A 23,732-nucleotide genomic window follows, 5' to 3' on the forward strand; every position below is an offset into this window, starting at 1 on the left:
AGCCTTTTATGCTAGCTAGCAGCGTGGATATGCTGATGCTGACTGATTCGCATGCACATTTTGATGCCCCAGAATTCGACGCCGACCGGGAACAGCTGTTTCTGGAGATGCGGCAGTCTGGCATTTCAGGTGCGTTAATTCCGGGAATATCACCGGCCAATTGGGCGCGGCAACGGCAGATAGCGATTGAGTATCAATGTGATTATGCCCTGGGGATCCATCCTTGGTATTGTCCTCCAGACATTCCGGCTGCGGTGGCTTTGTTGGAACAGCAACTGCAGCAGCATCTGAGCGATCCGTTATTAGTTGCGATTGGGGAATGTGGCTTGGACAAGCCCCGGGCGCAGCTTGCTGATGACGATGCTCGTCGCGTGGACTGGGCACAACAGGTTGCTTTATTAACGCCGCAGCTGGCATTGGCGCAAAAATATCAGATGCCAGTAGTGTTGCATGCCGTGCGTTGTCATCACGAGATGCAGGCGATATTACAGCAGTTTCCCAATTGTCATGGTGTCATTCATGGCTTTAGCGGTAGTTATGAAGTGGCGCTGAAATACTGGCAGATGGGGTTTCGACTAGGGATTGGTGGCTTGTTGCTCGACTCCTCCGCCAAAAAATTACGCAGTGCGGTTAAACGCTTGCCATTGACGGCACTCCTGGCGGAAACTGACGCCCCGTCAATGACACCGGTAACGGCCAAAGACCGGCGTAATACCCCATTGACCCTCTTACCTGTCGTGGCCGAGATAGCAATCTTGCAAGGAACTTCCAATGTTCTGGTATCAGAACAGCTGGAAAACAATTTTGTTCAACTGTTTGAGCGTAAAACGGAATTAAGGGAACACCCGTGATGCTATTTGTAAGGTTTTGAAAAATAAACGCTAAATGGACATCAGTAGGCGATTTTTTGGCAACCCTCCGTTATAATGCCGCCCAAATAAAGGTCGGTTAACGCCATTAACACTGCAATTAACAATAAAAAGGGATAGTTAATGAGTATCGTCATGAGTTTAGTGGGAGTACTTGTCCTGCTGTTTGTTGGGTTTCTGTTTTCCAACAACAAAAAAGCCATTAATCTGCGTACGGTTGGCGGCGCCTTCCTGATCCAGGCCGCTTTCGGCGGCTTCGTGCTATACGTCCCGGTGGGTAAAGATATCCTCAAGGGGGTGTCTGATGCAGTTTACAGCGTCATTGACAAAGCCAACGACGGTATTCGTTTTCTGTTCGGTGACTTAGCCAATTTCAAAGTCGGTTTTATCTTCGTCATTCACGTGTTGCCGGTTATCGTCTTTTTCTCCTCTTTGATTGCGGTGTTATATCACCTAGGCATTATGCAGTGGGTTATCCGCTTATTGGGTGGCGCACTGCAAAAAGCCCTCGGCACCAGCCGCACCGAATCCATGTCAGCAACTGCCAATATCTTCGTTGGGCAGACTGAAGCGCCCCTGGTCGTGCGGCCATTCATTCCAACCATGACCCAGTCAGAACTGTTTGCCATTATGGTAGGTGGCATGGCGTCTATTGCGGGTTCAGTAATGGCGGGCTATGCCCAAATGGGTGTACCAATGGAATATCTGGTTGCGGCATCATTTATGGCCGCCCCAGGCGGTTTGCTGATGGCCAAACTAATGCATCCGGAAACCGAAGCGCCTCATGATGACATCGTAACGCTGCCAGACGAGCAAGATAAACCTGCCAACGTGTTGGATGCTGCCGCGAGTGGCGCTTCGGCGGGGATGCAGTTGGCACTTAACGTCGGTGCGATGTTGCTGGCATTTATTGGGCTTATCGCCTTAATCAACAGCATTATCGGTGGTATTGGTGGTTGGTTTGGTTATGGCAATGCGGCGTTAGCAACCGCCTTTGAAGCATTAAAACACGCCGCCGCAGCCACCCCAGAATTACAGGCAACGTTTAATACCAGCGTGCAGGCGTTAGCAGAACAAGCGCATGTAGCAGTCAATGCGTTGGTGATCACCGATATCGACCGGCAGCTGGTCATCGATCAGTTCAGTAAATTGCAGCAGCCACAGTTAGTCGCCGCGGCAAAATCCGTTGTGGATGCCGCCTCTGCACGCATATCGCTGGAAATTATTCTGGGTTACATCTTTATGCCACTGGCCTGGTTGATTGGGGTACCGTGGAAAGAGGCGATGCTTGCAGGCTCGTTTATCGGCCAAAAAATTGTTGTGAATGAATTTGTGGCTTACTCCAACTTTGCCCCCTATCTGAAAGATTTGGCTGAAGGTGGCAAGCTGGTGGCGGAAACGGGGATGGCGATGACAGATAAGACCAAAGCCATCGTGTCTTTTGCGTTGTGTGGCTTTGCCAACTTATCCTCTATTGCCATCCTGCTGGGCGGCCTTGGTGGCATGGCACCGAATCGTCGTCATGAACTTGCCAAGTTGGGCATGCGCGCGGTGGTTGCCGGCTCTCTCGCTAACCTGATGAGCGCCACCCTCGCTGGGCTATTTATCTCGCTGTCCTAACCTCTCTTGGCTGGCCGGACCGAGTGTCCGGCCAAGCGTCAATTTACTGCTACAGTTTTTTCTTGAATTGTTCGTGAATATGAACCGTTGGTTCTGGAAATGAAATTATCTGCGGTATATCATTGGCCGCCCTGCGAGAGTCTTTAGTCCATTGCTGTGCGGCGTATCAGTAATGGCGTAATGATTCCGCTATTTTCGCGCTAAAAAGGATTTTTCGCGGCAACAGAGATGGTTTCGCCCTCCTTGCCGCTCTTCATGGAACCAAGTCGTGAGCCTGCGAGTTGGTGAATAAAAAGGCCAACGCCAGGGAAACCGTTTTTCGGCAGAACTGAAGCAACGGAACAGATAAGGTTATTTTCGGAGAGCTTACCCATGACTGATTTGAAACAGGCGGCCCGTCAGGCGATTCGACTGATGGATCTCACCACGCTAAATGACGATGACACCGATGAGAAAGTGATTGCGTTGTGCCATAAAGCTAAGACCCCGGCAGGCAATACCGCCGCAGTATGTGTTTATCCACGCTTTGTTCCCATTGCGCGTAAAACACTCAATAGCATTGGTGCCAGTGATGTCAAAGTGGCTACTGTAACCAATTTCCCCCATGGCAATGATGATGTGAATATTGCCTTGTTAGAAACCAAAGCTGCAGTGGCTTATGGCGCGGATGAGGTGGATGTGGTGTTTCCATATCGGGCGTTGATGACCGGCAATGAGTCTATCGGTTATGAGTTGGTGCAAGCCTGTAAGCAGGCTTGTGGTGATAAAGCCTTGCTGAAAGTCATCATTGAAACCGGTGAATTGAAAGATCCTGCATTGATCCGTAAAGCATCAGAAATTGCGATTGACGCAGGGGCTGACTTTATCAAGACCTCAACCGGTAAAGTGCCAGTCAATGCTACCATTGAGGCTGCTGAGATCATGCTGGCAGTCATCAGTGAGAAAAATCCCAAGGTAGGTTTTAAGCCCGCTGGCGGTGTGCGGGATGCGGCGCAGGCGGCAGAATTTCTCGGTGTGGCGGAGCGTATTCTGGGGGCTGATTGGATTAGCGCCAGGACTTTCCGTTTCGGCGCTTCCAGCCTGCTGGCTAATCTGCTGCATACGCTGGAGCTGGGTCAGGCCACTGGCGAAATCAAAGGTTACTGAGTTTATTAAGCATTGTGGCGGGGGCGTTGAGTCCGCAGTTGTCATCGCGAAATTGACACACGATGCAGGAGCAACTGATGTATTTGGCACAGGAAATCATCCGCAAAAAACGTAATGGTCAGGTGTTAACTGCGCCTGAGATCTGCTTTTTCGTCAAGGGCATCACAGATAACAGCATCTCCGAAGGACAGATTGCCGCGCTGGGCATGGCAGTGTATTTCAACGGTATGAATATGGATGAACGTGTGGCGCTGACACTGGCTATGCGTGATTCCGGCCGTGTGATGAACTGGGATAGCCTGCATCTCTCGGGGCCGGTGCTGGATAAACACAGCACCGGTGGTGTTGGTGACTGCACCAGCTTGATGCTCGGGCCGATAATTGCTGCCTGTGGCGGCTATGTGCCAATGATTTCTGGTCGTGGCCTCGGGCATACCGGTGGGACGCTGGATAAACTGGATGCGATTCCCGGTTATCAGACAGCGCCTGATAGTCAGCGTTTTCGCAATACGGTTCAGCAGGTTGGGGTCGCCATTATTGGTCAGACCGGCGATCTGGTGCCTGCTGACAAACGTTTTTATGCCATTCGTGATAATACTGCGACAGTAGAGTCTATTGCGTTGATTACGGCATCCATTCTTTCTAAGAAACTCGCATGCAATCTTGATGCACTGGTGATGGATGTCAAAGTGGGAAGTGGTGCCTTCATGCCCTCAATGGCCGAATCGCAAGCCCTGGCAGCATCGATTGTTAGTGTGGCAAACGATGCCGGGACTCGTACCTCAGCGTTGTTAACCGATATGAATCAAGTGTTGGCTTCCTCGGCCGGCAATGCGCTGGAAGTCGCTGAGGCGGTGCGTTTCCTTACCGGTGAACAGCGCAATCCCCGGTTGTTTGCGGTGACTATGGCGTTATGCCGCGAATTATTGCTGCTCGGTGGTTTAGCTGAAAACGAAGTCGATGCCCAAAAACAGCTGCAACAGGTACTAGATAATGGTCTCGCCGCTGAACGCTTTGGCAAAATGGTGGCGGCGCTTGATGGTCCCCACGATTTTATTGAGCGGTATCAAGCGTATTTACCGCTGGCCACAGTGATTAAACCGGTTTATGCCAGCAGAGCGGGTGTGGTGCAGTCGATGGATACCCGACAGTTGGGGATGGCGGTGGTAGCGCTCGGTGGTGGCCGTTGCCAACCGGGTGATGCGCTGGATTACAGCGTTGGCCTCAGTGACATTTGCACTTTGGGGCAACGTCTTGAGCGACAGCAGCCATTGGCGCTGCTGCATGCCCGTAATGAAGCCGAATGGCAACAAGCGGCGAATATCGTCCGTGCAGCGATACAACTGGGTGAGGTTGAAACAGACCGTCAGCAAGAGATTTATGGCTGTATCCGTGCAGCGGATATTGCCGTGGAGAGTAAATGAAACGCTGTATTATTTTAATGCTGGATTCTTTTGGCATCGGGGCAAGTGCCGACGCCGATAAATTCGGCGATGTGGGGGCCAACACCTTTGGGCACATTGCCGAGTTGTGTGCCAACGGCCAGGCGGATATTGCGCGACAAGGACCACTGTCACTGCCCAATTTGGCGGGCTTAGGTCTGGCGCAAGCAGCTAAAGAGAGTACTGGCAAGATGCCAGCCGGGTTCAGCGATACTGTCGTTGTGCGCGGTGCTTATGGGCATGCAGCAGAGCTGAGTTCTGGCAAAGATACTCCTAGTGGTCATTGGGAAATGGCCGGTGTGCCGGTGTTGTTTGATTGGGGCTATTTCAGCGATAAACAGCAATCATTTCCAGCGGTGCTCACCGATAAGATCCTCGCCCGCGCGGGTCTCAGTGGCTTCCTGGGGAATTGTCATGCATCCGGTACCGTCATTCTTGATGAGCTCGGTGAGCAGCATATGCAAACGGGTTTGCCAATTTTTTATACTTCGGCAGATTCTGTGTTTCAGATTGCTTGTCATGAGCAGACTTTCGGACTGGATAACTTATACCACTTGTGTGAGATCGCCCGTGAAGAGCTGGAACCGTATAACATCGGACGGGTGATTGCTCGGCCGTTTGTTGGCAATGCAAAAGGCGCGTTCAATCGCACTGGCAATCGCCGCGATTACGCCGTTGAACCACCCGCCGCTACCGTGTTGGATAAGTTGAAAGACGCCGGTGGTAGTGTGATTAGTGTGGGTAAAATTGCCGATATTTATGCCCATTGTGGCATCACTGACAAAGTGAAAGCCTCTGGACTGGAAGCGCTATTCGACGCCACATTGGCACAGGTAAAATGCGCCACTGACAACACCATAGTGTTTACCAATTTTGTCGATTTTGATTCCCAATACGGCCATCGTCGTGACGTCGCGGGCTATGCCCGTGCGCTGGAATATTTTGACTGGCGACTGCCAGAGTTACTGGCGTTGTTGCAACCGGACGATCTGCTGTTGCTGACGGCGGATCATGGTTGCGATCCCACCTGGCGGGGCACTGATCACACCCGTGAACATGTGCCCGTGCTGGCGTTGGGTGCCGGATTGCGTCCCGGATCGCTGGGGCGCCGTAACAGTTTTGCTGATATCGGGCAGAGCATTGCCTGTTATTTTGGGCTGACGCCTATGGCTTATGGTGAATCTTTTCTGCCGTAATGCTGAAACTCCGCTATGTTTGAGCGGGGGATGACAAATTTATTTTTGAACCAAAGGGGTTATTTTTTCATGGCAACACCACACATCAACGCAGTAGACGGTGCTTTTGCGGAAACCGTGCTATTTCCAGGCGATCCGCTGCGTGCCAAATATATTGCCGAGACTTTTCTGGAGAACGTAGAACAAGTCACTAATGTGCGTAATATGCTAGGTTTTACAGGAACTTACAAAAGTAAGAAAATCTCAGTGATGGGGTCTGGCATGGGCATTCCTTCCTGCTCTATCTATGCAACCGAGCTGATCAAGGATTACGGGGTTAAGAACCTGATCCGCGTGGGAACCTGTGGTGCTATCAGTCGCGATATCAAAGTGCGTGATGTGGTGATTGGCATGGGGGCCTGCACCGATTCGCGGGTAAACCGTATGCGTTTTAAAGACAAAGATTTTGCGGCAATCGCAGATTATGAACTGCTGACCGCCGTCGTAAACGCAGCCAAGGCGCAGAACATCAAAGTCCGGGTAGGGAACGTGTTCTCAGCCGACCTGTTCTATTCTCCTGAGCCGGATATGTTTGACGTGATGGAAAAAATGGGCGTGCTCGGGGTTGAGATGGAAGCTGCTGGTTTGTATGGCGTTGCCAAAGAGTTCGGTGCCCGCGCTTTGTGTGTCGTGACCGTATCTGATCATATTCGTACTGGGGAAGTAACGACCTCTGAAGAGCGTCAAACGACCTTTAACGACATGATCTCCATGACGCTGGAAGCTGCGCTGACCCTATAGCGTTGTCCGGTGGATCGCCAAAGGAGCCGCATGGCTCCTTTTTCGCTATTTGAGGGGGACTGATGTCTCCGGCTCACTCGCCGCATTATCTGCAGCTAACTTTGCCTGTTGCTTTAACGCCTTTCTACGATGTTTGACCCGAGTCCGGCGGCGGTCAAAATCCGCACGCTTAAATGACAGTGCCCGCGATAACAGCATGCCAATGACCCCGGCCACCAACAGCATGATCTGCTGTTGTTTCATATTCTGTTCATGCGCGGCTTTAATTTCGTTGAAGAACAGTTTCGGGTCGAGTCGTACCTCAATAAAACCGAGATTTTTACCATCCTGCACCACACTCTCCACATATGGCGGATAGGGTGCCAGCAGATTCTCTAACTCGTCACTGTCTGGATCGACATCTTCTTCGGTGATGTCCTGCGCAAATGATAGGCGTTGGCCTTCTTCACTGTAAATGGTGGCAGCCATGACTTTCGGATCCTGCACTAACGCCGTTGTCAGCCACTGTAATTGTTCATCATTCTGCAATTGCAAGGCCGGTGCAGCACCATAAGCAGTTTGTTGCACCAATAATCTGGCCATCTTTTCCGTTTGGGACTTCAGCAATAGCTGACCTTGTAGTAGGCTGGTCTGCCACAGTTGCACCAGGCCGACGATCAGCGTTACTGCCAGGGCAATCTGTAACAGCCTGATAAAGGTGTGGGTGGTTTTCAGCCCTTTGAACAATAACACTTTGTACCTTAATACACAGAGGTTTAGCGTTAATCATAATGGATTATCGCCGACCCTGATAGCCGGAGAAATATACAGCATGGTTCCAGAGTTCAGTCAATTGACCCTTAAGTCAGCCAGTGATCGAGACGTTTTTGGCTTTGGGCAACACTTCTGGCCGCTATATTCCGAAGGTGAACATCTGCAACAGTTACGGCTGCGTTTGGTATTTACACCGGAAGCAGAAAGTGCGGTAGTGTCAGTTTTGCCAACCTTACCCATTAGCGCCATATCCCGGTTGCATCGTCAGCAACCCCTGTTAGGGATGGAATTATTGTTAGGTAGCACGCCATCAGCATCGGTCATTGGAGCGCTGCAGGCACTGCCGGGGCTGGAACAATTGTTGCTCGCTCCATCGACTCAGTTACCGCAGTTAACCACCCCAGGGTTACTGGTAATGGATATGGACTCTACTGCGATCCAGATTGAATGTATTGACGAATTGGCCGCAGCGGCCGGCGTGGGCGCTGAAGTCGCCGCTGTAACTGAACGGGCAATGCTGGGCGAATTGGATTTTGAACAAAGTTTACGGGCGCGTGTTGCAAAACTCAAAGGCGCCGATACGGCTATTATTGGGCAATTATGTGAACAGCTGCCATTAAGCCCTGGATTACCGTCAATGATTGCTGAGTTACAGCAGCATGGTTGGCGCACGGTAGTGGCCTCGGGTGGTTTTACCCCGTTTGTGAATCATCTGAAGCAGTTGCTGTCGCTGGATGCCGCATTTGCCAATGAACTGGTGCTGCAAGATGGCAAATTTGTCGGCGAAGTGACCGGCAAAGTGGTCGATGCAGCATTCAAGGCCGCAGTGGTGACGGATTGTGCGGTGCAGTGGCAGATAGCCAGCGGTCAGCGAGTGGCGATTGGCGACGGTGCCAATGATATCCCAATGGTTACTGCGGCTGATTTTGGCTTGGCTTATCATGCAAAGCCTAAGTTGGCAGCAGCGGCGGATGCGCAAATTCGTCAGTTAGGGCTACAGGTAATCCCGTTTTTCTTGCAGTATCACTCTTGTTAATCTTGTGCTGGCGGCGGCAGTCTCATTCTGACTTCCGCCGTAATATCCACCAACTCACCAACACCCACAATGCGCCACAACAGCTGCTCTAGTTGCTGTGCGCGGTGTTTGGCGTGGAGTTTGACGTAATCCAGTTCGCGTTGCAGATAAGATAGATCCGGTTTTCCAACCGCGCCGCGGTAGACCTTTAAGGCCATAAATCGGCCAATGCGATCAGCCTGCTGGATAAAGTCCGACAATGCCGTCGGTGTGGGCATCTCTTCCGCCCGCTTACAAGTGATAATCTGGGGCCGTTCGCCAGTACTGACAATCGCAAACAGTTCAAAACTGTCAGCGCTGTGTTCTGGTTTCATCCGGCGTATCGGTTCGATGAAGTCCAGCTTCAGCCGCCCCTCAGCCAGCAATGGTGCCAAATCAAATAGCAGCCGGTTTCCTTGCTCACGGGCAAACAGATCACTGATCGCGTCCCGTTGCATCCCAATGCCTATGCAAGCCATTCGGAACGATTTCGTCGTTTTCTCCAGCATAAACGGTACCGCATGGAGGTGGCGCATTAACTGATTCTTCAGGCCGTCCGCTAATTCTTTTGTCTGCTGATGGTTGTCTGTCAATTGCTGCAGTTTCTCACGATTACGGATGATCAGCTGATTGAGAAACTCCACACCGGTATGCGGTATGTGACCCACTATGGCCGCCAAATGCAAGGTGACACCGTTCTTACGACTATGAACCAGACGATAGGGAAGATCCTGCAACTTAATTTTAGGGGCCAGCTGCTGCAATTTCGAAAAACTCAGCAATAGCTCTTTGCTATTGTCCAGCACAACCGGATTGTCCAGGTGCAGTTGCAGTCCTCTACTGGAGATGTCATGGGTCATCGCTTGTAATTGCTTGCCGTCCTGAGTAATGGAAACCAAGGTTTTAAAGGCAAAGCGGGCTTCACGGCGGCGCTCACTAAAATTAAGGGCAACCAGATGAATTTGACTTTGTGGGCCTTTTTCTATGCCAAACCGTTTCAGATCATTGATATTCTGAGGAGATTGCCAGCATTGATATTGTTCAGCCGCCGCTTCATCGGTGAGATCCATCAGTTGTACTAAATGCTGATACTGCGCTAGTTGCTGTTCTGTCATGCTGCTGTAACTGGGATCATCGCCAGGCAGTGCCGAAGATTTATAAGGCTGCCGATGATCTATGTCGTCCAGGTGCAATCGGCAAACTTTCCAGCTGGCCTTACCTGCGCCATAGTGAAAAAACAGCGGTAATAGGGCAGTTTCTTGCAGCTCGGCTAACGTTGCCGCATAAAAGAACAGGCGCCCTTTGGCGTTATAGGTAAAGCAGTACAGCAGACTATAAGCACTGTCATTCGGGTGCGCCAATAATGCCTGGAGTCGCTGACGGCTCAGAATCGCCGGTAGTTGGTTGACGTCGTTTTCATCAAGAAAATAGTGCAGCAGCTCCTGATTATCGCTGCTCAGTAAAATTGTGCCAATTTGCGGTTGCTGTTGTTGATCGTAGCTGATGAACAATGGCAGATGCGGATAATGTGGCAGATAATGGCGCTCAAAGCCCAGTCCGCTGGCATTGACCATCACATCATTCACATCCACCTTATAGCGTAGTTTGTAGCCACGGATCAGATCTGACAGCATTTGCGATAACTGCTCACTGCCACTGACCCGCTTGAGTCGCAGGCGACAGTCATCATCGACCACATCGGCATCTACGACTTGATAATCCACACCTTGCTGCAGATCGGCAAAGTAGAATTCATCACCCAGTTCCTGCAGTTTTACCGTTAAAGGGCGTTGTAGATTAAAACCGTGTTTGGCAGGCAAGCGGATCCTTGCGCCACTGACAGAAAGATCCAAGGTATTACCGGTGACTTCCCGTTGTCCCGGCTGAGACACCAGTATTTTGATACTGTAGTTCATCCGTTCTTCAGTCCGACGGATGTAATTGCCGAGAATAATCCCCGGAACCAGGCTGGGCGCAGGCTCTATCTTGTTGCTTTCTTTTTGGTGACGGCGTTGTTGATGACTTCGCATCACCTCTTCATATACCCCCATTGTGTATTGTTGACGGTACAAGGCTAATGCGCGCTGAAATATTTCTTTGGCAGGCTCGTCCAGATAATGATGCTGCTCAGCAAAAATCACTTCACTGCAAGGCAGTTCAGACTTATCTCGTAAATCGATGATCCGCAGGCAGGGACTGGCGAGACGATTGATTTCCATTTTTAACAGAAAACGACTGGAGTTAGATTCTCCCTGCGTCATCTTGTCAAACAGGTCATCAAAATTGGGCTCCATCATGATTGGTTTTAATTGTTCAATCAGGAGACTGTGGGCGTCTGCACTCATCTATTCACTCTAAAAAGATGCTAAACTGCGTGATTGGTTAACTTTATGTCGGCTGCTGCGGCGAGAACTGAATGCTTAAATGCCAGTTATCGTCTTGAAAGGGCAGTTATTTTATATTCTGTCAAAAGTGTCCCAACATTCCAATTTTTATGGCAAAAAACAAAACAGCATATGTCTGCACAGAGTGCGGACAAGATTTTCCTCGTTGGCAAGGGCAGTGCAGCGCCTGTAACGAATGGAACACCATCACTGAAGTTAGGCTGGGTGCCGCTACCGCGGGCCGTAGCGGCAGTTTTAGTGGTTACGCTGGTGCGGGCAGTAGCGAGGTGAAAACTCTGGATCAGATTGATCTGAACGAGGTGCCACGCATTCCCAGCGGTTTTGCTGAACTGGATCGAGTGTTGGGCGGCGGTATTGTCGCTGGCAGTGCCATTCTGATTGGTGGGCACCCTGGTGCCGGCAAAAGTACCTTGTTATTGCAGACCTTATGTCAATTGGCCGAGACCTTACCGGCGTTATATGTGACAGGTGAAGAGTCGTTACAGCAAGTTGCCATGCGTGCGGTACGTTTAGGACTGCCTACCGGCAAACTAAAAATGCTGTCGGAAACCAATGTCGATACCATCTGTGATGTGGCATTAAAAGAACAACCCAAAATTATTGTTATCGATTCGATTCAGGTGATGCACATCAGTGATGTGCAGTCATCTCCGGGAAGTGTGGCGCAAGTGCGCGAATCGGCAGCATTTCTAACCCGTTTTGCCAAGCAAAATAACATTGCCATCATCATGGTGGGACATGTCACCAAAGATGGCAGTCTCGCCGGACCTAAAGTGCTGGAGCACTGCATCGACTGCTCGGTGATGTTTGAAGGGGACAGTGATAGCCGCTATCGTACATTGCGTTCCCATAAAAACCGCTTTGGCGCTATCAATGAACTCGGTGTGTTTGCTATGACCGAACGTGGCTTACGTGAAGTGGCCAATCCCTCGGCAATTTTTTTGTCGCGTGCCGATGAAGCTGCGTCTGGCTCGCTGGTGATGGTGGTATGGGAAGGGACTCGACCGTTGCTGGTGGAATTACAGGTGTTGGTGGACCATTCAGCGTTATCCAATCCGCGTCGCATTGCAGTAGGGATGGATAGCAACCGTCTAGCCATGTTGCTGGCGGTGATGCATCGTCATGGTGGGTTGCAGATGGCCGATCAGGATGTTTTTGTTAACGTGGTGGGCGGCGTTAAAGTGACTGAAACCAGCGCCGATCTGACGCTGTTGCTGGCCATGTTGTCGAGTTTTCGGGGGGAAGTGTTACCGCGTGATTTGGTGGTGTTCGGCGAGGTTGGGTTGTCTGGTGAAATTCGTCCGGTGCCCAATGGTCAGGAACGCCTGGTGGAGGCAGCCAAACATGGTTTTCGTCGTGCGGTAGTGCCTATCGCCAATGTCCCGAAAAAAGCGCCGCCGGGAATGGAAGTCATTGGCGTGCGTAAACTCAGTGAAGCATTGGCGGCGCTGTAACGGAAAGGGTTATACCGAGTCGTGTTCGGATATGAACTGATCCAGCTCACGATTAAGTTGTGAAGTATCACCGGTATTGAGTTCCAATAAGCGGCGCAGATGGGTAATGCTATCCACATCGATGAACGCGCACTTCAATCCCAGATAGTTACGCTTGTGGTAGACGGGTTCAGCCAGCATGCTCACCTCGATCTCTGATGCTGGCAAGCGGAAACTGAGGATCAGTGATGGCGCCAGTTCAAAATCATCCGGCAATTGTACCATCGCGCCATTAAGACACAGGTCCACTAATCGGGTGTTCCAGGTTCTCGTTTCGGTGCGCAGTTGTGCCGGTGTTTCAAACAGCACGCGCGAGAATTTACGCTTGTCTTCCATCTGATGTCCGCTTCATCCTGTAAATTGCCTAAATTGTAGACAGATTTTTGCCAATTGACACCTGTCTTTTTCGCAAAGTGATTGATTCAAATAATTGCTGGATAATTTTGGCTGTGGCGACAACAGAACCAAAGCGTGTTTTTTGAACAGTGCTAGCCACCACACAGTTCTTGAATAGGCTATCGCCCTGACATCAGAATTGTTTTATGATCGCGCGTCCGACGCAGTCTGTCTCTTTCTTGTACTGTGTTTTGTACCCTCTTTTGAGATCAACAAGGTAACGTCCTATGCATTCATCTAACTCCGATAGTGCCGTGAATTCTTCATGGCTGGAGCGATATTTCAAGATTCAGGAACGCGGTAGCAGTGTGCGCCGTGAATTGATCGCTGGTTTGACGACATTTTTGGCGATGGTGTATTCCGTCATCGTGGTGCCATCCATGTTAGGAAAGGCGGGCTTTGATGCTGGCTCAGTGTTTATTGCCACCTGTTTAATCGCGGCTTTTGGGTCACTATTGATGGGGTTATGGGCCAATTTGCCTATGGCTATCGGCTGCGCCATCTCTCTGACAGCCTTTACTGCATTTAGCCTGGTACTTGGGCAGCACATGTCTATCCCAGTAACCCTTGGGGCAATTTTTCTGATGGGGGTAGTGTTCACGCTGGTGACTGTTACCGGTATCCGTCAGTGGGTGCTAACGAATCTGCCTCGGGGCATCGCTCACGGAACAGGCATTGGTATCGGTTTGTTTCTGTTACTGATTGCCGCTAATAATGTCAGCTTGATTGTTGGCAACACTGGCGGCGGTTTGCCGGTAAAATTAGGCGATGTGAGCAGCTTGCCTGTGGTGGCTACTATCATTGGTCTGGCGGCAACCATTGGTCTGGAAAAACGTCGGGTTCCGGGTGGCATTCTGTTAGTTATCATTGTGTTGTCAGTATTCGGTCTGGTGTTTGATCCATCGGTGAAATTTAGCGGGATATTTGCGCTGCCGGATCTGACATCTGAGCACAGCCTGTTTGGTAAACTGGATATCTTGGGGGCACTGAATCCAGTAGTCTTACCAATTGTGTTGGCACTGGTGATGACGGCGATTTTTGATGCCACCGGGACGATTCGCGCCGTGGCAGGTCAGGCCAATTTGCTGGACAAGGAAGACAATATTATCAATGGTGGCAAAGCGCTGACAGCAGACTCGGTCAGCAGTATGTTTGCCGGTCTGGTGGGGGGGGCTCCAGCCGCCGTTTATATTGAATCCGCTGCAGGCACCGCCGCAGGCGGTAAAACCGGGTTGACTGCCACCCTGGTTGGCGTGTTGTTTTTGCTGTTGATCTTCCTGGCACCATTGTCTTACTTGGTACCAGCTTATGCTACCGCTCCGGCACTGATGTACGTCGGACTGTTGATGTTGTCAAATGTCACCAAGCTCGATTTTAATGACAAAGTCGATGCCATGGCTGGCCTGACATGTGCGGTATTCATTGTGCTTTCTTGTAATATCGTTACCGGTATTATGTTGGGGTTTGCGACCTTAGTGATTGGCCGTATTTGCAGCGGCGAGTGGCGTAAGATCAAACCAGGCGTGCTGTTGATCACCATTGGCCTGGTTGTATTCTATGTCGGTGGCTGGGCAATTTAACGTAGCCGCATGTAATAAAAAATCGCGGCAATTGCCGCGATTTTTTATGGTAACGTACAGCGTATTTGGCAATGGTTAGCTATCGGTGTACCTGATCATACCTGAGCTACTCACTTTGACGCCTTTGCAGTCACTGCTGTTGTTACAGTAGGTAAAGGTAGCCTCGCCACTACTCAAACCGTCAGCTTGAAATGTTACATCGGCACCGGTTACCACATCATGGCTGCTAAAACCATCTACAACTTTTAACGTTTTATCACTACTGGTGACAAACACTCGGAGACCATCGCTCCAGTTAGCACCATTTTTTGCAACAGACACGCCCATGCCATAACTGATAGCCTGGTTACGGGCAAAAGCCAGCGTTTGTTCGATACGACTGATTTCTGATTTTACGCGATAACCATCATATAACGACTTCAGCGATGGCACCCCGACCGACAGCAGAATGGCTGCCACGGCAATGGTGACCATTAACTCCACTAGTGTGAAACCGCGATAGTGACCAGACATGTGACACCCTGTTACCAAAACGTGAAATTCAAGTATAGGGGGTTCAGTCGGCGAATGGGAGCAGAAATTGACTAAAATCAGCTAACTGCGGTTTATGTCCCACAATTGATATTATCGTCGCTACGACGGGTTCGCCCCGCCTGATTCACAATAATGGTCTGTGCATTGTCGCTGACTTTTTCCGGACAGTAACTCAGCGTGCCATTACTGCCACTGGCTAATCCGTCCGGATGAAAGCGCACAGCTTTACGATTGTAGAAGATGCTGTCGTTAGCGTGGAACTCACCGGATTGCTGCAATAATTTATCCTCCGTATCCAGGAGCAGATTACCGTTGTGATCGATAAAGACACTGACACCTTGTTGCCAGTCGCTGTCGATGCAGCTATTGCCGTTTAGCCGACAGACGGTAACTCGTGAGCGATAACTGATGGCCTGGTTACGGGCGAAGGACAGCAATTGTTGTAATTGGCGTAAGGCGGAATCAGTACGATATTGACGGTGTAAGTCTGCTAAAGACGGTACTGCGATACCTAACAAAATGGTCAAAATCAGCAAGGTGATAACCAGCTCCACTAGCGTGAAGCCCCGTTGTGGCATATGTTTCATAAGCAAGTCCTTTGCGTGTTAAGTGCAGCGTCCTGCGCACCGGATACCGTTCAAAGTGTAGTTGTACAAGAAGTAAGCTGCATAATCGTCCTTTAGACAATTAGCTAATAAACAGCGGTTTTTTTTAGGGGTAATTTTACGATAGGAGGCTTCGCCCAACGGCTTAGCGTGGTAAGCTAAACGGAGAAGCTAGAATTAAGGTGATGAAGGAGTGCCTGATGAAAAAAGTGGAAGCCATTATCAAGCCTTTCAAACTTGACGATGTCCGTGAAGCATTGGCGGAAATTGGCATTACAGGGATGACAGTGCTGGAGGTCAAAGGGTTTGGTCGTCAGAAGGGGCACACAGAGCTTTATCGTGGTGCTGAGTATATGGTGGACTTTCTGCCCAAAGTAAAAATCGAATTGGTGATCCAGGACGATTTGCTGGAGCAAGCACTGGATGTCATCGTAGATATTGCCCGCACTGGTAAGATCGGTGATGGTAAGATTTTTGTGACCGATGTTGAACGGGTCATCCGAATTCGTACCGGTGAAGAAAACGAAGAAGCGGTATAGTCTGCTAGCCAAGCTCAACAACAGAAAGGGTGGTCAGTGACCACCCTTTTTCGAATTCGCTAGCCACTGATGTCGGCTAAGTAGCAAAAACAGCGGATTAACGCAGCGTTATTTCCACTTGTCTTCCTTAAATGCGTCCATTTCTGGACCTTCGTCGTAGTAACGACGCTTGGTATCACGGCGGCGTTGTTTTACGCGCTTGCTGTTGCGTTGCTTGTTACGCTGATGCTCTCCCCATGAAGAGTCATCATCATCAAATTCATATGGGTTTGACATGATCCTGTTCCAGAAATGTGCATATACGGCGCACCCTCTCTTTTTACCTAAAGGATCTGTCAAGCTAAAGCGAAAAATTTAACGTCTGTTGGTAAAAAATATTTAACAACAGCAAATCTGCTGATGAGGATGACATTTACTGCTATTGGCGAAGCATACGCACTACAAACATCCCATCGGTATCGGCCTGATAGGGCCACACGGTCAAATATTCTGTCCTTTCACCCGTAAAAGGATGTTCTAACGATTGCAGCGTAAACTGTGGGTTGGCTGCCAAAAATGCGTCGACGACGCCGCGATTTTCAGCGTCAGCCAGAGAGCAGGTGGCGTACACCAGAACCCCGCCGGATTTTACCGCGTTGCTGGCTCGTTGCAGGATATCCAGTTGCAATGGTGGTTTTTCAGTGACGGCGGTTTCGTGGTCTAGCCAACGCATATCCGGATTCCGACGCCAGGTGCCGGTACAACTGCACGGTGCATCAACCAGCACACCGTCAAATGCCTGAGTCGCAACCGGTGCGGTTTCGCTTTGCCAAAGGACGGATTTAATGATGTTGCACTGGCTGCGGGCAGCCCTTTTTTCAAGTTCCAGTAACGCGCTTTGCCGAATATCAGACGCAACGATCTGGCCCTGGTTCTTCATCAATGACGCGAGTTGCAGACTCTTACCTCCCGCACCGCTGCAGGCGTCCCACCATTGTTCTCCCGCTTGGGGGTTGCAGATATGGCCGATGACTTGTGAGGCCAGATCCTGTACTTCTAGCTGACCATCTTTATACAGTGTCAGTTCGTTGAGGTTGATGCTTTGATGACCCAGACTGATGGCATCCTCAAAATAGGCAGATTCAGTTGCGCTGAATCCCGCTGTTGCCAGCGCCTGCTTCGCATCGGTGGTAGATAATTGTTGTACTCTTAACCACAGCGGCGGCCGACTGCAGAAACTCTGTAATAATGTTAGTTTCTGTGTATCGTTCATTGCGGATAGTTGCTGCCAGAACCATTGAGGCACCAGTGCCTCGGCAGGAAAATCGGTACCCGCAAACCACAGTTGCAGCTGTTCTGCCGCTTGTGTCAGCGACTGCCAAGGGGTACCCGAATGCGGTAGCAATCCTCCGCGTAATTGCCACGCTTCCAGTGTCGGTTGCCAGCTATGTTGTTCGAGCAGTCCACAAGCCGCCAGCTGTCGGAACCATAACTGCTCATCATTAGCGGCCGGTAATAACTTCAGCCAGCCATACCAGCGAAACAGGGCAAACAGGGTTTCTCGGATAATACGGCGATCGCGTCCACCATGTTTTTTATTGAGACGAAAATAAGCGGCCAAGACCCGATCCGCACTTTGGCGGGACTGCAAAATCTCGGTAAAGAGTTGGTGAATGGTCTTGGCGTAACTGTCGGCGTATTTTTCAGCAGGAGTCATGGTGCGCTAGCGTTAGATAAAACTGGCACCAAGTTTAACAGAAGCCAAGCGCCAGGTCGTCAGTGTCAGTAATCGAGTTCAAGTGCAAAGCACAAATAGCCCATGAGCTTCTGGCAATGTTGAAACTGCTGCGCACAATATTCGGCGAAATCGGCTTGGGTTACCGTGCTCTGAGAAATCTCTTTAACCGCAATAAAATCCTTTCGTTTGAGTTCATCAATCAATGGATGTTGTTTGTCATAGCCTTTTGGGGGGCGTTGCAGACTATCACCATCCATATAAAAGCCGGCGTTGTTTAATGCGGCTAACGCTTTCTGATAGCCATTGGGATTATCATCAATACATTGGCGAATGTTATTCAGCACTGGTGATTCTGGATGCCAGATCCCGGCAGCAATAAAACAGCCATCGTTAGCAAGATGTACATACAGCCCCGGCGCGTGGACATCTTTCCCCTGAAAGTGCCGAAACTGGATCCCTACATTGGATTTATAGGGGGCTTTATCATGACTAAAACGCGTATCGCGTTGTGGCCGCATCAAACTGCCGCCGACTTTTTTGGCGACCGCCGTAAGACGGGGCGACAAGGCCAGAATGTGCGGCTGCATCTGCTCAATAAACTGTAATGCTGGGGTGCGCACCACCGTTTCATATTGATGTTGATTGGCTTTAAACCAGTCACGGTCATTGTTGAGCTGCAGTGCCGCAAGAAAATCAAAACAACTTTGAGTAAACATAGCTTCCCTTCCATACATCCTAGGGGATTAGTTGTGCTAATGACTCAGCGTAGTGGCAATGATGCCTCTAACTCGATATCGGTACAGCCTTTGGCACAGCGAATGTAACCAGCGTTTTCACTACCAGCGACGGGCAGTTGCGCCTGCAGTGGCTGACCACAGTGACGGCACGGAACTGTACGACCGGCCAGCAGATTTTTTATCAGATGTTTATGCTCAATGTAGGACTGAGCACTGCGACGATTAATAGTGCTGAAATCGGGATTGTTCATCGTTGTTAATTGGCTGGATGTTGTGTCGCGATTATAGTCTGCTTCGCAGCCGGGCTTCAATCCGGGAAAAAGAACCACAAAAAAGGCCCTGTCATCAAACAGGGCCTTGAAAGTAAAACGCTAATTTACATCGCGTTTTTGAAGATTTGGCAAATTTCTTCATGTGATGCCTGTTTCGGATTGGTAATACCGCAGGCGTCTTTGAGCGCATTAGTTGCCAGTACTGGGATGTCTTCCTCTTTAACCCCGATGGATGCGAGGTTCGCTGGAATACCCACGTCTGCTGCTAATTGTTTAATGGTATCAATCGCAGCCTGGGCACCCTGAGCATCGGTCATCGCACTAACATCAACCCCCAGTGCTTTTGCGACATCTTTCAGGCGTGGTGCAGCAACCTGAGCATTGTATTCCTGTACAAATGGCAACAGTAGGGCGTTACATACCCCGTGTGGCAGGTCATAGAAACCCCCTAGCTGATGCGCCATAGCGTGCACATAACCGAGGCTCGCATTGTTAAAGGCCATACCGGCCAGAAACTCTGCATAAGCCATCTGTTCACGAGCTTCCAGGTTGTCACCGTGAGCCACAGCAGTGCGCAAGTTATCACGGATAAGTTCCATAGCTTTTACGGCACAGGCATCAGTAATAGGTGTTGCGGCAGTAGACACATAAGCTTCAACGGCGTGAGTCAGTGCATCCATGCCGGTAGCTGCAGTCAGGCCTTTTGGCTTTTTCAGCATCAATTCTGGGTCATTTACCGACAGCAATGGTGTGACATGCTTATCGACAATGGCCATTTTGATATGGCGAACTTCATCCGTGATGATACAGAAGCGGGTCATTTCGCTTGCGGTACCGGCTGTGGTGTTGATAGCAATCAGTGGTAACTGAGGTTTAGCTGAACGATCCAAACCTTCATAGTCACCTATTGTGCCACCGTTGGCAGCTACCAGCGCTATCCCCTTAGCGCAGTCGTGTGGTGAACCTCCCCCCAAAGAGATCACACAATCACAGTGATTATCGCGCAGAAGCTTCAGACCTGCTTCTACGTTGGATACGGTAGGATTTGGGTGCACGCCGTCATAAACGGTGACTGACAGACCCACTTGTCCAAGTTTTTCGGCGATAGAGCCAACGATACCAATACTGACTAAGGGTTTGTCTGTCACAATCAGTGCATGTTTGAAACCGAGAGTTTTAATATCGTTGATGGCGTCATCCACGGCGCCTTGCCCTAGTACGTTGACTGACGGGATAAAAAATTTCGCAGCCATGAGTACACCTCCTAGTGTTGTTTGGGCGATTGGATGTATTAGCTGATTTAACACAAGAAAAGTCTAATGTAAATAAAAAATGCTTATCTGTCATATAATTAATTCAAAAAATGCGATAAAAGTAACTTGAATTAAATCCATGTTTTTGATAGGAGAATTTGCGTAAATTGTCTGAAAATTGACCATTATTGTCATTTGCCAGATTTAGGTTGCTGATTAGCCGGGATTTCTCTGTTGCCAGTTGGGCGATTTGTTATCATATCCATATCGTCCAGTGGCAAGGTTCTGCCATTTACCGATTCAGATGGGACCATACATGGAAAAATATGAGCAGTTACTGATTTCGTTGCGTAAGGTCATCCGGGCAATTGATCTGCATTCAAAGCAGTTAAGTAAACATTCAGGACTGACCGGCCCCCAGCTGATCGTGATGCAGAAGATCGCTAACCTAGGTACACCATTAGCCAAGCAAGTTGCCGCCGAGATTAATCTGAGTCCGGCGACGGTGACGACTATTCTGGATCGCCTAGAAGCCAAAGGCTTGGTGATCCGACAACGCAGTTCAGAAGATAAACGCAAAGTGCATCTGTTGCTTAGTGATGCTGGCCAATCGTTATTACTGTCAGCACCCAAACCGCTGCAGGAGCACTTTATCAAGCGGTATCAGATGCTGGAAGAATGGGAACAGAGTCAGCTGCTGTCTTCAGTCGAGCGCATTGCGAATATGATGGATGCGGAAAAGCTCGATGCTGCACCGATGCTGTTGGTTGGACAAATCCTGTCTCACGAAGACGACAATTAGATTGGCTAAATTTAGGTGCTGGGTAATGACTTGCTGAGACAACGGAGGTTGTTACCAACAGACTGAATTGCTGATAAAAATTCCATCCCCATAATTGTGCGTGTGGTCACGACTGATTGCACTTATTTGGTGATCTGCTGCACATTTTTGCGCCAAAATGATGCCTGTCAAACCAGTCATATTGGTCAGATGTTTATCGAACAACTGTCATTAGACTGTAATAGCTATTTGATTTTGAACATGTTAAATCATATTGCAGATGTTGATTAATCGGTTGTGTGCCGTTGATTTGCTTCTGGCATGGTAACTGCTCAATAATTGACTACTAGCCGACCGACAAACAGGGAGTGCGTCGATGGATCTGGAGAAGTTGCTGTACTTGCAGGGAGTAGGTAATGGCTTTGTTGATTGTGACGGCCATCATCACACGACTCCTGCCACTGATCGTGAAGCAATTCTGCGGGCCATGTGCCATGCAGAACTGGCTGATGTTGGTGAACAGGCATTTGCGGCCTGGGTATCGCAACGGATAGCGTCTCTTGATGCCAGACCATGGCAAGATTTTCTACCTCCCTTCCAATGGTGTTACGCAGACGCACTGGTGATTCGTGTGCGAGTTCCTGAAGTCTATTCCGGGCAATTGACGCTGAATATTGATACTGAAGATGGTACTCACCTCAGCACAGTTTGTTCTGTGGCCGATACGCCGGTAACGGGCGATTATTACACTGAAAATCAACTGTATCTCGAAAGAGAGTTGGTTCTTTCTGAGCTTGTCGCTGAGCATGCTTTGGTGTCGATAGGTGAAGGTTATCATCAGCTTACGATAACAGCAGCGAGTGCGATGCCTGCGGGAATGAACACTGCCCTCAGTCGTGGTCTGTGGATGGTGGCACCTCGTCGCAGTTATGCCGCAGACCTGCCGCAACAGCTGAGCTATAAGCCGTGGGGCGTCAGTGTCCAACTATTTTCGCTGTGGTCATCGGTCGCGAGTGAGCCTCGCCATTCGGGCATTCCAACCCAGATCGGTGATTTTCGCGCATTGGCCGAGTTTATCCGTATCATGGCGGCTCAAGGCGCTGACTTTATTCAGCTTAATCCGTTACATGCATTACCCTTGCAGGATGCCGAAGCTGCCAGTCCTTACAGCCCCTATGACCGGCGACGCATACACCCGTTGTATATCAGTACGTCCCTGTGCCCAGAGGCATGTCAAGCCGACTGGCAGAAGGCACTACCTAAAAGAATGCCCGTCAATAATAACGGCACTCTGTGGATCGATTACCCTGCAGCATTCAAGATTAAAGTAACTAAGTTAAAAGCACTTTTTAAAGTGTTTAGTGGTTATCCCAGCGAACATCCCCGCCGTAAAGCGTTGGCAGCATTTGTGCGTGATGCTGGCGAAGACTTACAGTTTTATGCCAAGACGCAAGCTCAAGAGGTGACCGCCCCCTGGCTGAAAAATCCAGAGTTTTATCTTTATCTGCAATTTGTCGCGGAGGAGCAGTTAGCTTTCTGTCAGGAACTGGCCAAAGATAGCGGTATGCATATTGGTCTGGTTAGGGACCTGGCGGTGGGCGCTATCGGGACGGGTGCTGAAGTGCGTCAGCATCCCCGGCAATTTTGTACCCAGGCGAGTATCGGCGCGCCACCGGATCCGTTTGCGCCTCAAGGGCAGAACTGGGGGCTGACGCCACTCGATCCCATCGGTCTACGCCAAGCCAATTTCGGGCACTTTATTGCATTATTGCGCCGCAATATGCATCACTGCGGCGCACTGCGAATCGACCACATGATGGGCTTGTTTCGTCTATGGTGGTGGCCGGTAACCGCCGATGCTGATCAGCATGGCGGTACTTATGTCTATTACCCTTTTGATTGCATGATGGCCATTTTGTTGCTGGAGAGTCAGCGAGCTGGCTGCATGTTGATTGGCGAGGATCTCGGCTTAGTGCCGACAGAGATTATTGAGCCGATGCGCCGCGCGGGTATTTTCTCCAACGAATTATTTTATTTTTGTGTCGATGAATCCCGCTTACCACAATATGCCGGTTTTAAACCGCCTTCAGAATATAAACCTCATGCGCTGATGATGCTGGCTAACCATGATGTGCCAACTATGGCGGCCTGGTGGCAAGGTAAGGATTTACTGGAGCGCCATCGTTTAGGGTTGTACTCCGATAACGAGTTACAGCAAGCACAACTGCGTCGCAGCCACAAACGTGAAGGATTGTTGCAATGGTTGCGGGATATGACCGGACAAGATTTTGCAGTAGATGTGGAATTTTGTACGTTACTTCCGCACTGGGCGGGCGCGGTCGCCGCGGGAGCCAGCGAACTCTATAGTGTGGCTTTGGCCGATCTGCTGGCCGAAGTGGATGCAGTCAATATTCCCGGAACCAGCACTGAATATCCTAACTGGCGTCGTCGATATTCCATACCATTGGAACATTTATCAAAAAATTCTATTTTTACTCATACGCTTACAGCAGTATGTAATGCAAGACACCATACTTCCGATTAACTGACAGGAGGAACC

Annotated in this window: 22 protein-coding genes; 12 read left to right on the forward strand and 10 right to left on the reverse strand. The window is 49.9% G+C overall.

Annotated elements, in window-relative coordinates:
* Positions 1-8 precede the first annotated feature (8 nt).
* The 6 genes from KDN34_RS04060 to deoD all read left to right on the forward strand — a co-directional run bounded on the left by KDN34_RS04060 (position 9) and on the right by deoD (position 7,053).
* A complete protein-coding gene (locus tag KDN34_RS04060) occupies positions 9-851 on the forward strand; it encodes a TatD family hydrolase (RefSeq protein WP_212595648.1) in 843 nt (280 codons plus the stop codon).
* A gap of 141 nt (positions 852-992) precedes the next feature.
* The gene (locus tag KDN34_RS04065; RefSeq protein WP_212595649.1) at positions 993-2,489 is read left to right on the forward strand and encodes a NupC/NupG family nucleoside CNT transporter; all 1,497 of its coding nucleotides are present in this window, start codon (positions 993-995) and stop codon (positions 2,487-2,489) included.
* A 372-nt stretch (positions 2,490-2,861) separates the two neighbouring features.
* Positions 2,862-3,635 carry a deoxyribose-phosphate aldolase gene (gene deoC, locus KDN34_RS04070; protein WP_212595650.1) on the forward strand — a complete coding sequence of 258 codons (774 nt, stop codon included), beginning with the start codon at positions 2,862-2,864 and terminating at the stop codon, positions 3,633-3,635.
* A 77-nt stretch (positions 3,636-3,712) separates the two neighbouring features.
* Positions 3,713-5,059: a thymidine phosphorylase gene (gene deoA / locus KDN34_RS04075; protein WP_212595651.1), complete on the forward strand. Its 1,347-nt coding sequence runs from the start codon at positions 3,713-3,715 to the stop codon at positions 5,057-5,059.
* Complete coding sequence (locus tag KDN34_RS04080) at positions 5,056-6,273, forward strand: phosphopentomutase (RefSeq protein ID WP_212595652.1); 1,218 nt, start codon at positions 5,056-5,058, stop codon at positions 6,271-6,273. The genes deoA and KDN34_RS04080 overlap by 4 nt, the downstream gene beginning before the upstream one ends.
* A 69-nt stretch (positions 6,274-6,342) precedes the next feature.
* Positions 6,343-7,053 (forward strand): purine-nucleoside phosphorylase, encoded by a 711-nt coding sequence (gene deoD / locus KDN34_RS04085; protein WP_212595653.1) that lies wholly within the window; start codon positions 6,343-6,345, stop codon positions 7,051-7,053.
* Between the two features lie 45 nt (positions 7,054-7,098).
* On the opposite strand, the gene KDN34_RS04090 is transcribed toward deoD, so the two are convergent.
* Entirely contained in the window at positions 7,099-7,785 is a 687-nt protein-coding gene (locus KDN34_RS04090) for a YtjB family periplasmic protein (protein ID WP_212595654.1), read from the reverse strand.
* Positions 7,786-7,864: 79 nt separating this feature from the next.
* Between KDN34_RS04090 and serB the strand changes: the two genes are divergently transcribed.
* Positions 7,865-8,842, forward strand: coding sequence for a phosphoserine phosphatase SerB (gene serB / locus KDN34_RS04095; RefSeq protein ID WP_212595655.1), 978 nt, complete (start codon positions 7,865-7,867; stop codon positions 8,840-8,842).
* On the opposite strand, the gene KDN34_RS04100 is transcribed toward serB, so the two are convergent.
* The gene (locus tag KDN34_RS04100; RefSeq protein ID WP_212595656.1) at positions 8,839-11,205 is read right to left on the reverse strand and encodes a PilZ domain-containing protein; all 2,367 of its coding nucleotides are present in this window, start codon (positions 11,203-11,205) and stop codon (positions 8,839-8,841) included. The genes serB and KDN34_RS04100 overlap by 4 nt on opposite strands.
* A 149-nt stretch (positions 11,206-11,354) precedes the next feature.
* Here KDN34_RS04100 and radA point away from each other — a divergent pair, with 149 nt between their 5' ends.
* Positions 11,355-12,719 carry a DNA repair protein RadA gene (radA, locus tag KDN34_RS04105; RefSeq protein WP_212595657.1) on the forward strand — a complete coding sequence of 455 codons (1,365 nt, stop codon included), beginning with the start codon at positions 11,355-11,357 and terminating at the stop codon, positions 12,717-12,719.
* Between the two features lie 9 nt (positions 12,720-12,728).
* Here the strand turns inward: radA and KDN34_RS04110 are convergent, their stop codons facing one another.
* A complete protein-coding gene (locus KDN34_RS04110; RefSeq protein WP_212595658.1) occupies positions 12,729-13,094 on the reverse strand; it encodes a PilZ domain-containing protein in 366 nt (121 codons plus the stop codon).
* A gap of 287 nt (positions 13,095-13,381) precedes the next feature.
* On the opposite strand from KDN34_RS04110, the gene KDN34_RS04115 reads away from it, so the two are divergent.
* Positions 13,382-14,734 carry an NCS2 family permease gene (locus KDN34_RS04115; protein WP_212595659.1) on the forward strand — a complete coding sequence of 451 codons (1,353 nt, stop codon included), beginning with the start codon at positions 13,382-13,384 and terminating at the stop codon, positions 14,732-14,734.
* Between the two features lie 75 nt (positions 14,735-14,809).
* Here the strand turns inward: KDN34_RS04115 and KDN34_RS04120 are convergent, their stop codons facing one another.
* Both KDN34_RS04120 and KDN34_RS04125 read right to left on the reverse strand, forming a co-directional pair.
* On the reverse strand, positions 14,810-15,247 hold the full coding sequence (locus KDN34_RS04120; RefSeq protein WP_212595660.1) for a GspH/FimT family pseudopilin: 438 nt from the start codon (positions 15,245-15,247) through the stop codon (positions 14,810-14,812).
* A gap of 92 nt (positions 15,248-15,339) precedes the next feature.
* On the reverse strand, positions 15,340-15,855 hold the full coding sequence (locus KDN34_RS04125; RefSeq protein WP_212595661.1) for a GspH/FimT family pseudopilin: 516 nt from the start codon (positions 15,853-15,855) through the stop codon (positions 15,340-15,342).
* A gap of 218 nt (positions 15,856-16,073) precedes the next feature.
* Here KDN34_RS04125 and glnB point away from each other — a divergent pair, with 218 nt between their 5' ends.
* The gene (glnB, locus tag KDN34_RS04130; protein WP_212595662.1) at positions 16,074-16,412 is read left to right on the forward strand and encodes a nitrogen regulatory protein P-II; all 339 of its coding nucleotides are present in this window, start codon (positions 16,074-16,076) and stop codon (positions 16,410-16,412) included.
* A 108-nt stretch (positions 16,413-16,520) separates the two neighbouring features.
* Here glnB and KDN34_RS04135 read toward each other — a convergent pair whose 3' ends face one another.
* The 5 genes from KDN34_RS04135 to yiaY form a co-directional block, all read right to left on the reverse strand.
* Positions 16,521-16,688: a small highly charged protein gene (locus KDN34_RS04135; protein ID WP_212595663.1), complete on the reverse strand. Its 168-nt coding sequence runs from the start codon at positions 16,686-16,688 to the stop codon at positions 16,521-16,523.
* 142 nt (positions 16,689-16,830) lie between these two features.
* Complete coding sequence (locus KDN34_RS04140; RefSeq protein ID WP_212595664.1) at positions 16,831-18,108, reverse strand: RsmB/NOP family class I SAM-dependent RNA methyltransferase; 1,278 nt, start codon at positions 18,106-18,108, stop codon at positions 16,831-16,833.
* 65 nt (positions 18,109-18,173) lie between these two features.
* Positions 18,174-18,845, reverse strand: a complete 672-nt coding sequence (locus KDN34_RS04145; protein WP_212595665.1) for a DUF2461 domain-containing protein — start codon at positions 18,843-18,845, stop codon at positions 18,174-18,176.
* A 44-nt stretch (positions 18,846-18,889) separates the two neighbouring features.
* Positions 18,890-19,117, reverse strand: coding sequence for a hypothetical protein (locus KDN34_RS04150; RefSeq protein WP_212595666.1), 228 nt, complete (start codon positions 19,115-19,117; stop codon positions 18,890-18,892).
* Between the two features lie 125 nt (positions 19,118-19,242).
* The gene (yiaY, locus tag KDN34_RS04155; protein WP_212595667.1) at positions 19,243-20,391 is read right to left on the reverse strand and encodes an L-threonine dehydrogenase; all 1,149 of its coding nucleotides are present in this window, start codon (positions 20,389-20,391) and stop codon (positions 19,243-19,245) included.
* Between the two features lie 316 nt (positions 20,392-20,707).
* Between yiaY and KDN34_RS04160 the strand changes: the two genes are divergently transcribed.
* On the forward strand, positions 20,708-21,193 hold the full coding sequence (locus KDN34_RS04160; protein ID WP_212595668.1) for a MarR family winged helix-turn-helix transcriptional regulator: 486 nt from the start codon (positions 20,708-20,710) through the stop codon (positions 21,191-21,193).
* A 355-nt stretch (positions 21,194-21,548) separates the two neighbouring features.
* Positions 21,549-23,717: a 4-alpha-glucanotransferase gene (gene malQ, locus KDN34_RS04165; RefSeq protein ID WP_212595669.1), complete on the forward strand. Its 2,169-nt coding sequence runs from the start codon at positions 21,549-21,551 to the stop codon at positions 23,715-23,717.
* Positions 23,718-23,732 lie beyond the last annotated feature (15 nt).

Origin of the sequence: Shewanella yunxiaonensis, assembly GCF_018223345.1 — a bacterium.
GTDB lineage: Bacteria > Pseudomonadota > Gammaproteobacteria > Enterobacterales > Shewanellaceae > Shewanella > Shewanella yunxiaonensis.

Coding starts and splice junctions, on each gene's coding strand:
- KDN34_RS04060 (WP_212595648.1), top strand. CDS start 9: ATGCTAGCTAGCAGCGTGGATATGCTGATGCTGACTGATTCGCATGCA.
- KDN34_RS04065 (WP_212595649.1), top strand. CDS start 993: ATGAGTATCGTCATGAGTTTAGTGGGAGTACTTGTCCTGCTGTTTGTT.
- deoC (WP_212595650.1), top strand. CDS start 2,862: ATGACTGATTTGAAACAGGCGGCCCGTCAGGCGATTCGACTGATGGAT.
- deoA (WP_212595651.1), top strand. CDS start 3,713: ATGTATTTGGCACAGGAAATCATCCGCAAAAAACGTAATGGTCAGGTG.
- KDN34_RS04080 (WP_212595652.1), top strand. CDS start 5,056: ATGAAACGCTGTATTATTTTAATGCTGGATTCTTTTGGCATCGGGGCA.
- deoD (WP_212595653.1), top strand. CDS start 6,343: ATGGCAACACCACACATCAACGCAGTAGACGGTGCTTTTGCGGAAACC.
- serB (WP_212595655.1), top strand. CDS start 7,865: ATGGTTCCAGAGTTCAGTCAATTGACCCTTAAGTCAGCCAGTGATCGA.
- KDN34_RS04100 (WP_212595656.1), bottom strand. CDS start 11,205: ATGAGTGCAGACGCCCACAGTCTCCTGATTGAACAATTAAAACCAATC.
- radA (WP_212595657.1), top strand. CDS start 11,355: ATGGCAAAAAACAAAACAGCATATGTCTGCACAGAGTGCGGACAAGAT.
- KDN34_RS04110 (WP_212595658.1), bottom strand. CDS start 13,094: ATGGAAGACAAGCGTAAATTCTCGCGCGTGCTGTTTGAAACACCGGCA.
- KDN34_RS04115 (WP_212595659.1), top strand. CDS start 13,382: ATGCATTCATCTAACTCCGATAGTGCCGTGAATTCTTCATGGCTGGAG.
- KDN34_RS04120 (WP_212595660.1), bottom strand. CDS start 15,247: ATGTCTGGTCACTATCGCGGTTTCACACTAGTGGAGTTAATGGTCACC.
- KDN34_RS04125 (WP_212595661.1), bottom strand. CDS start 15,855: ATGAAACATATGCCACAACGGGGCTTCACGCTAGTGGAGCTGGTTATC.
- glnB (WP_212595662.1), top strand. CDS start 16,074: ATGAAAAAAGTGGAAGCCATTATCAAGCCTTTCAAACTTGACGATGTC.
- KDN34_RS04135 (WP_212595663.1), bottom strand. CDS start 16,688: ATGTCAAACCCATATGAATTTGATGATGATGACTCTTCATGGGGAGAG.
- KDN34_RS04140 (WP_212595664.1), bottom strand. CDS start 18,108: ATGACTCCTGCTGAAAAATACGCCGACAGTTACGCCAAGACCATTCAC.
- KDN34_RS04145 (WP_212595665.1), bottom strand. CDS start 18,845: ATGTTTACTCAAAGTTGTTTTGATTTTCTTGCGGCACTGCAGCTCAAC.
- KDN34_RS04150 (WP_212595666.1), bottom strand. CDS start 19,117: ATGAACAATCCCGATTTCAGCACTATTAATCGTCGCAGTGCTCAGTCC.
- yiaY (WP_212595667.1), bottom strand. CDS start 20,391: ATGGCTGCGAAATTTTTTATCCCGTCAGTCAACGTACTAGGGCAAGGC.
- KDN34_RS04160 (WP_212595668.1), top strand. CDS start 20,708: ATGGAAAAATATGAGCAGTTACTGATTTCGTTGCGTAAGGTCATCCGG.
- malQ (WP_212595669.1), top strand. CDS start 21,549: ATGGATCTGGAGAAGTTGCTGTACTTGCAGGGAGTAGGTAATGGCTTT.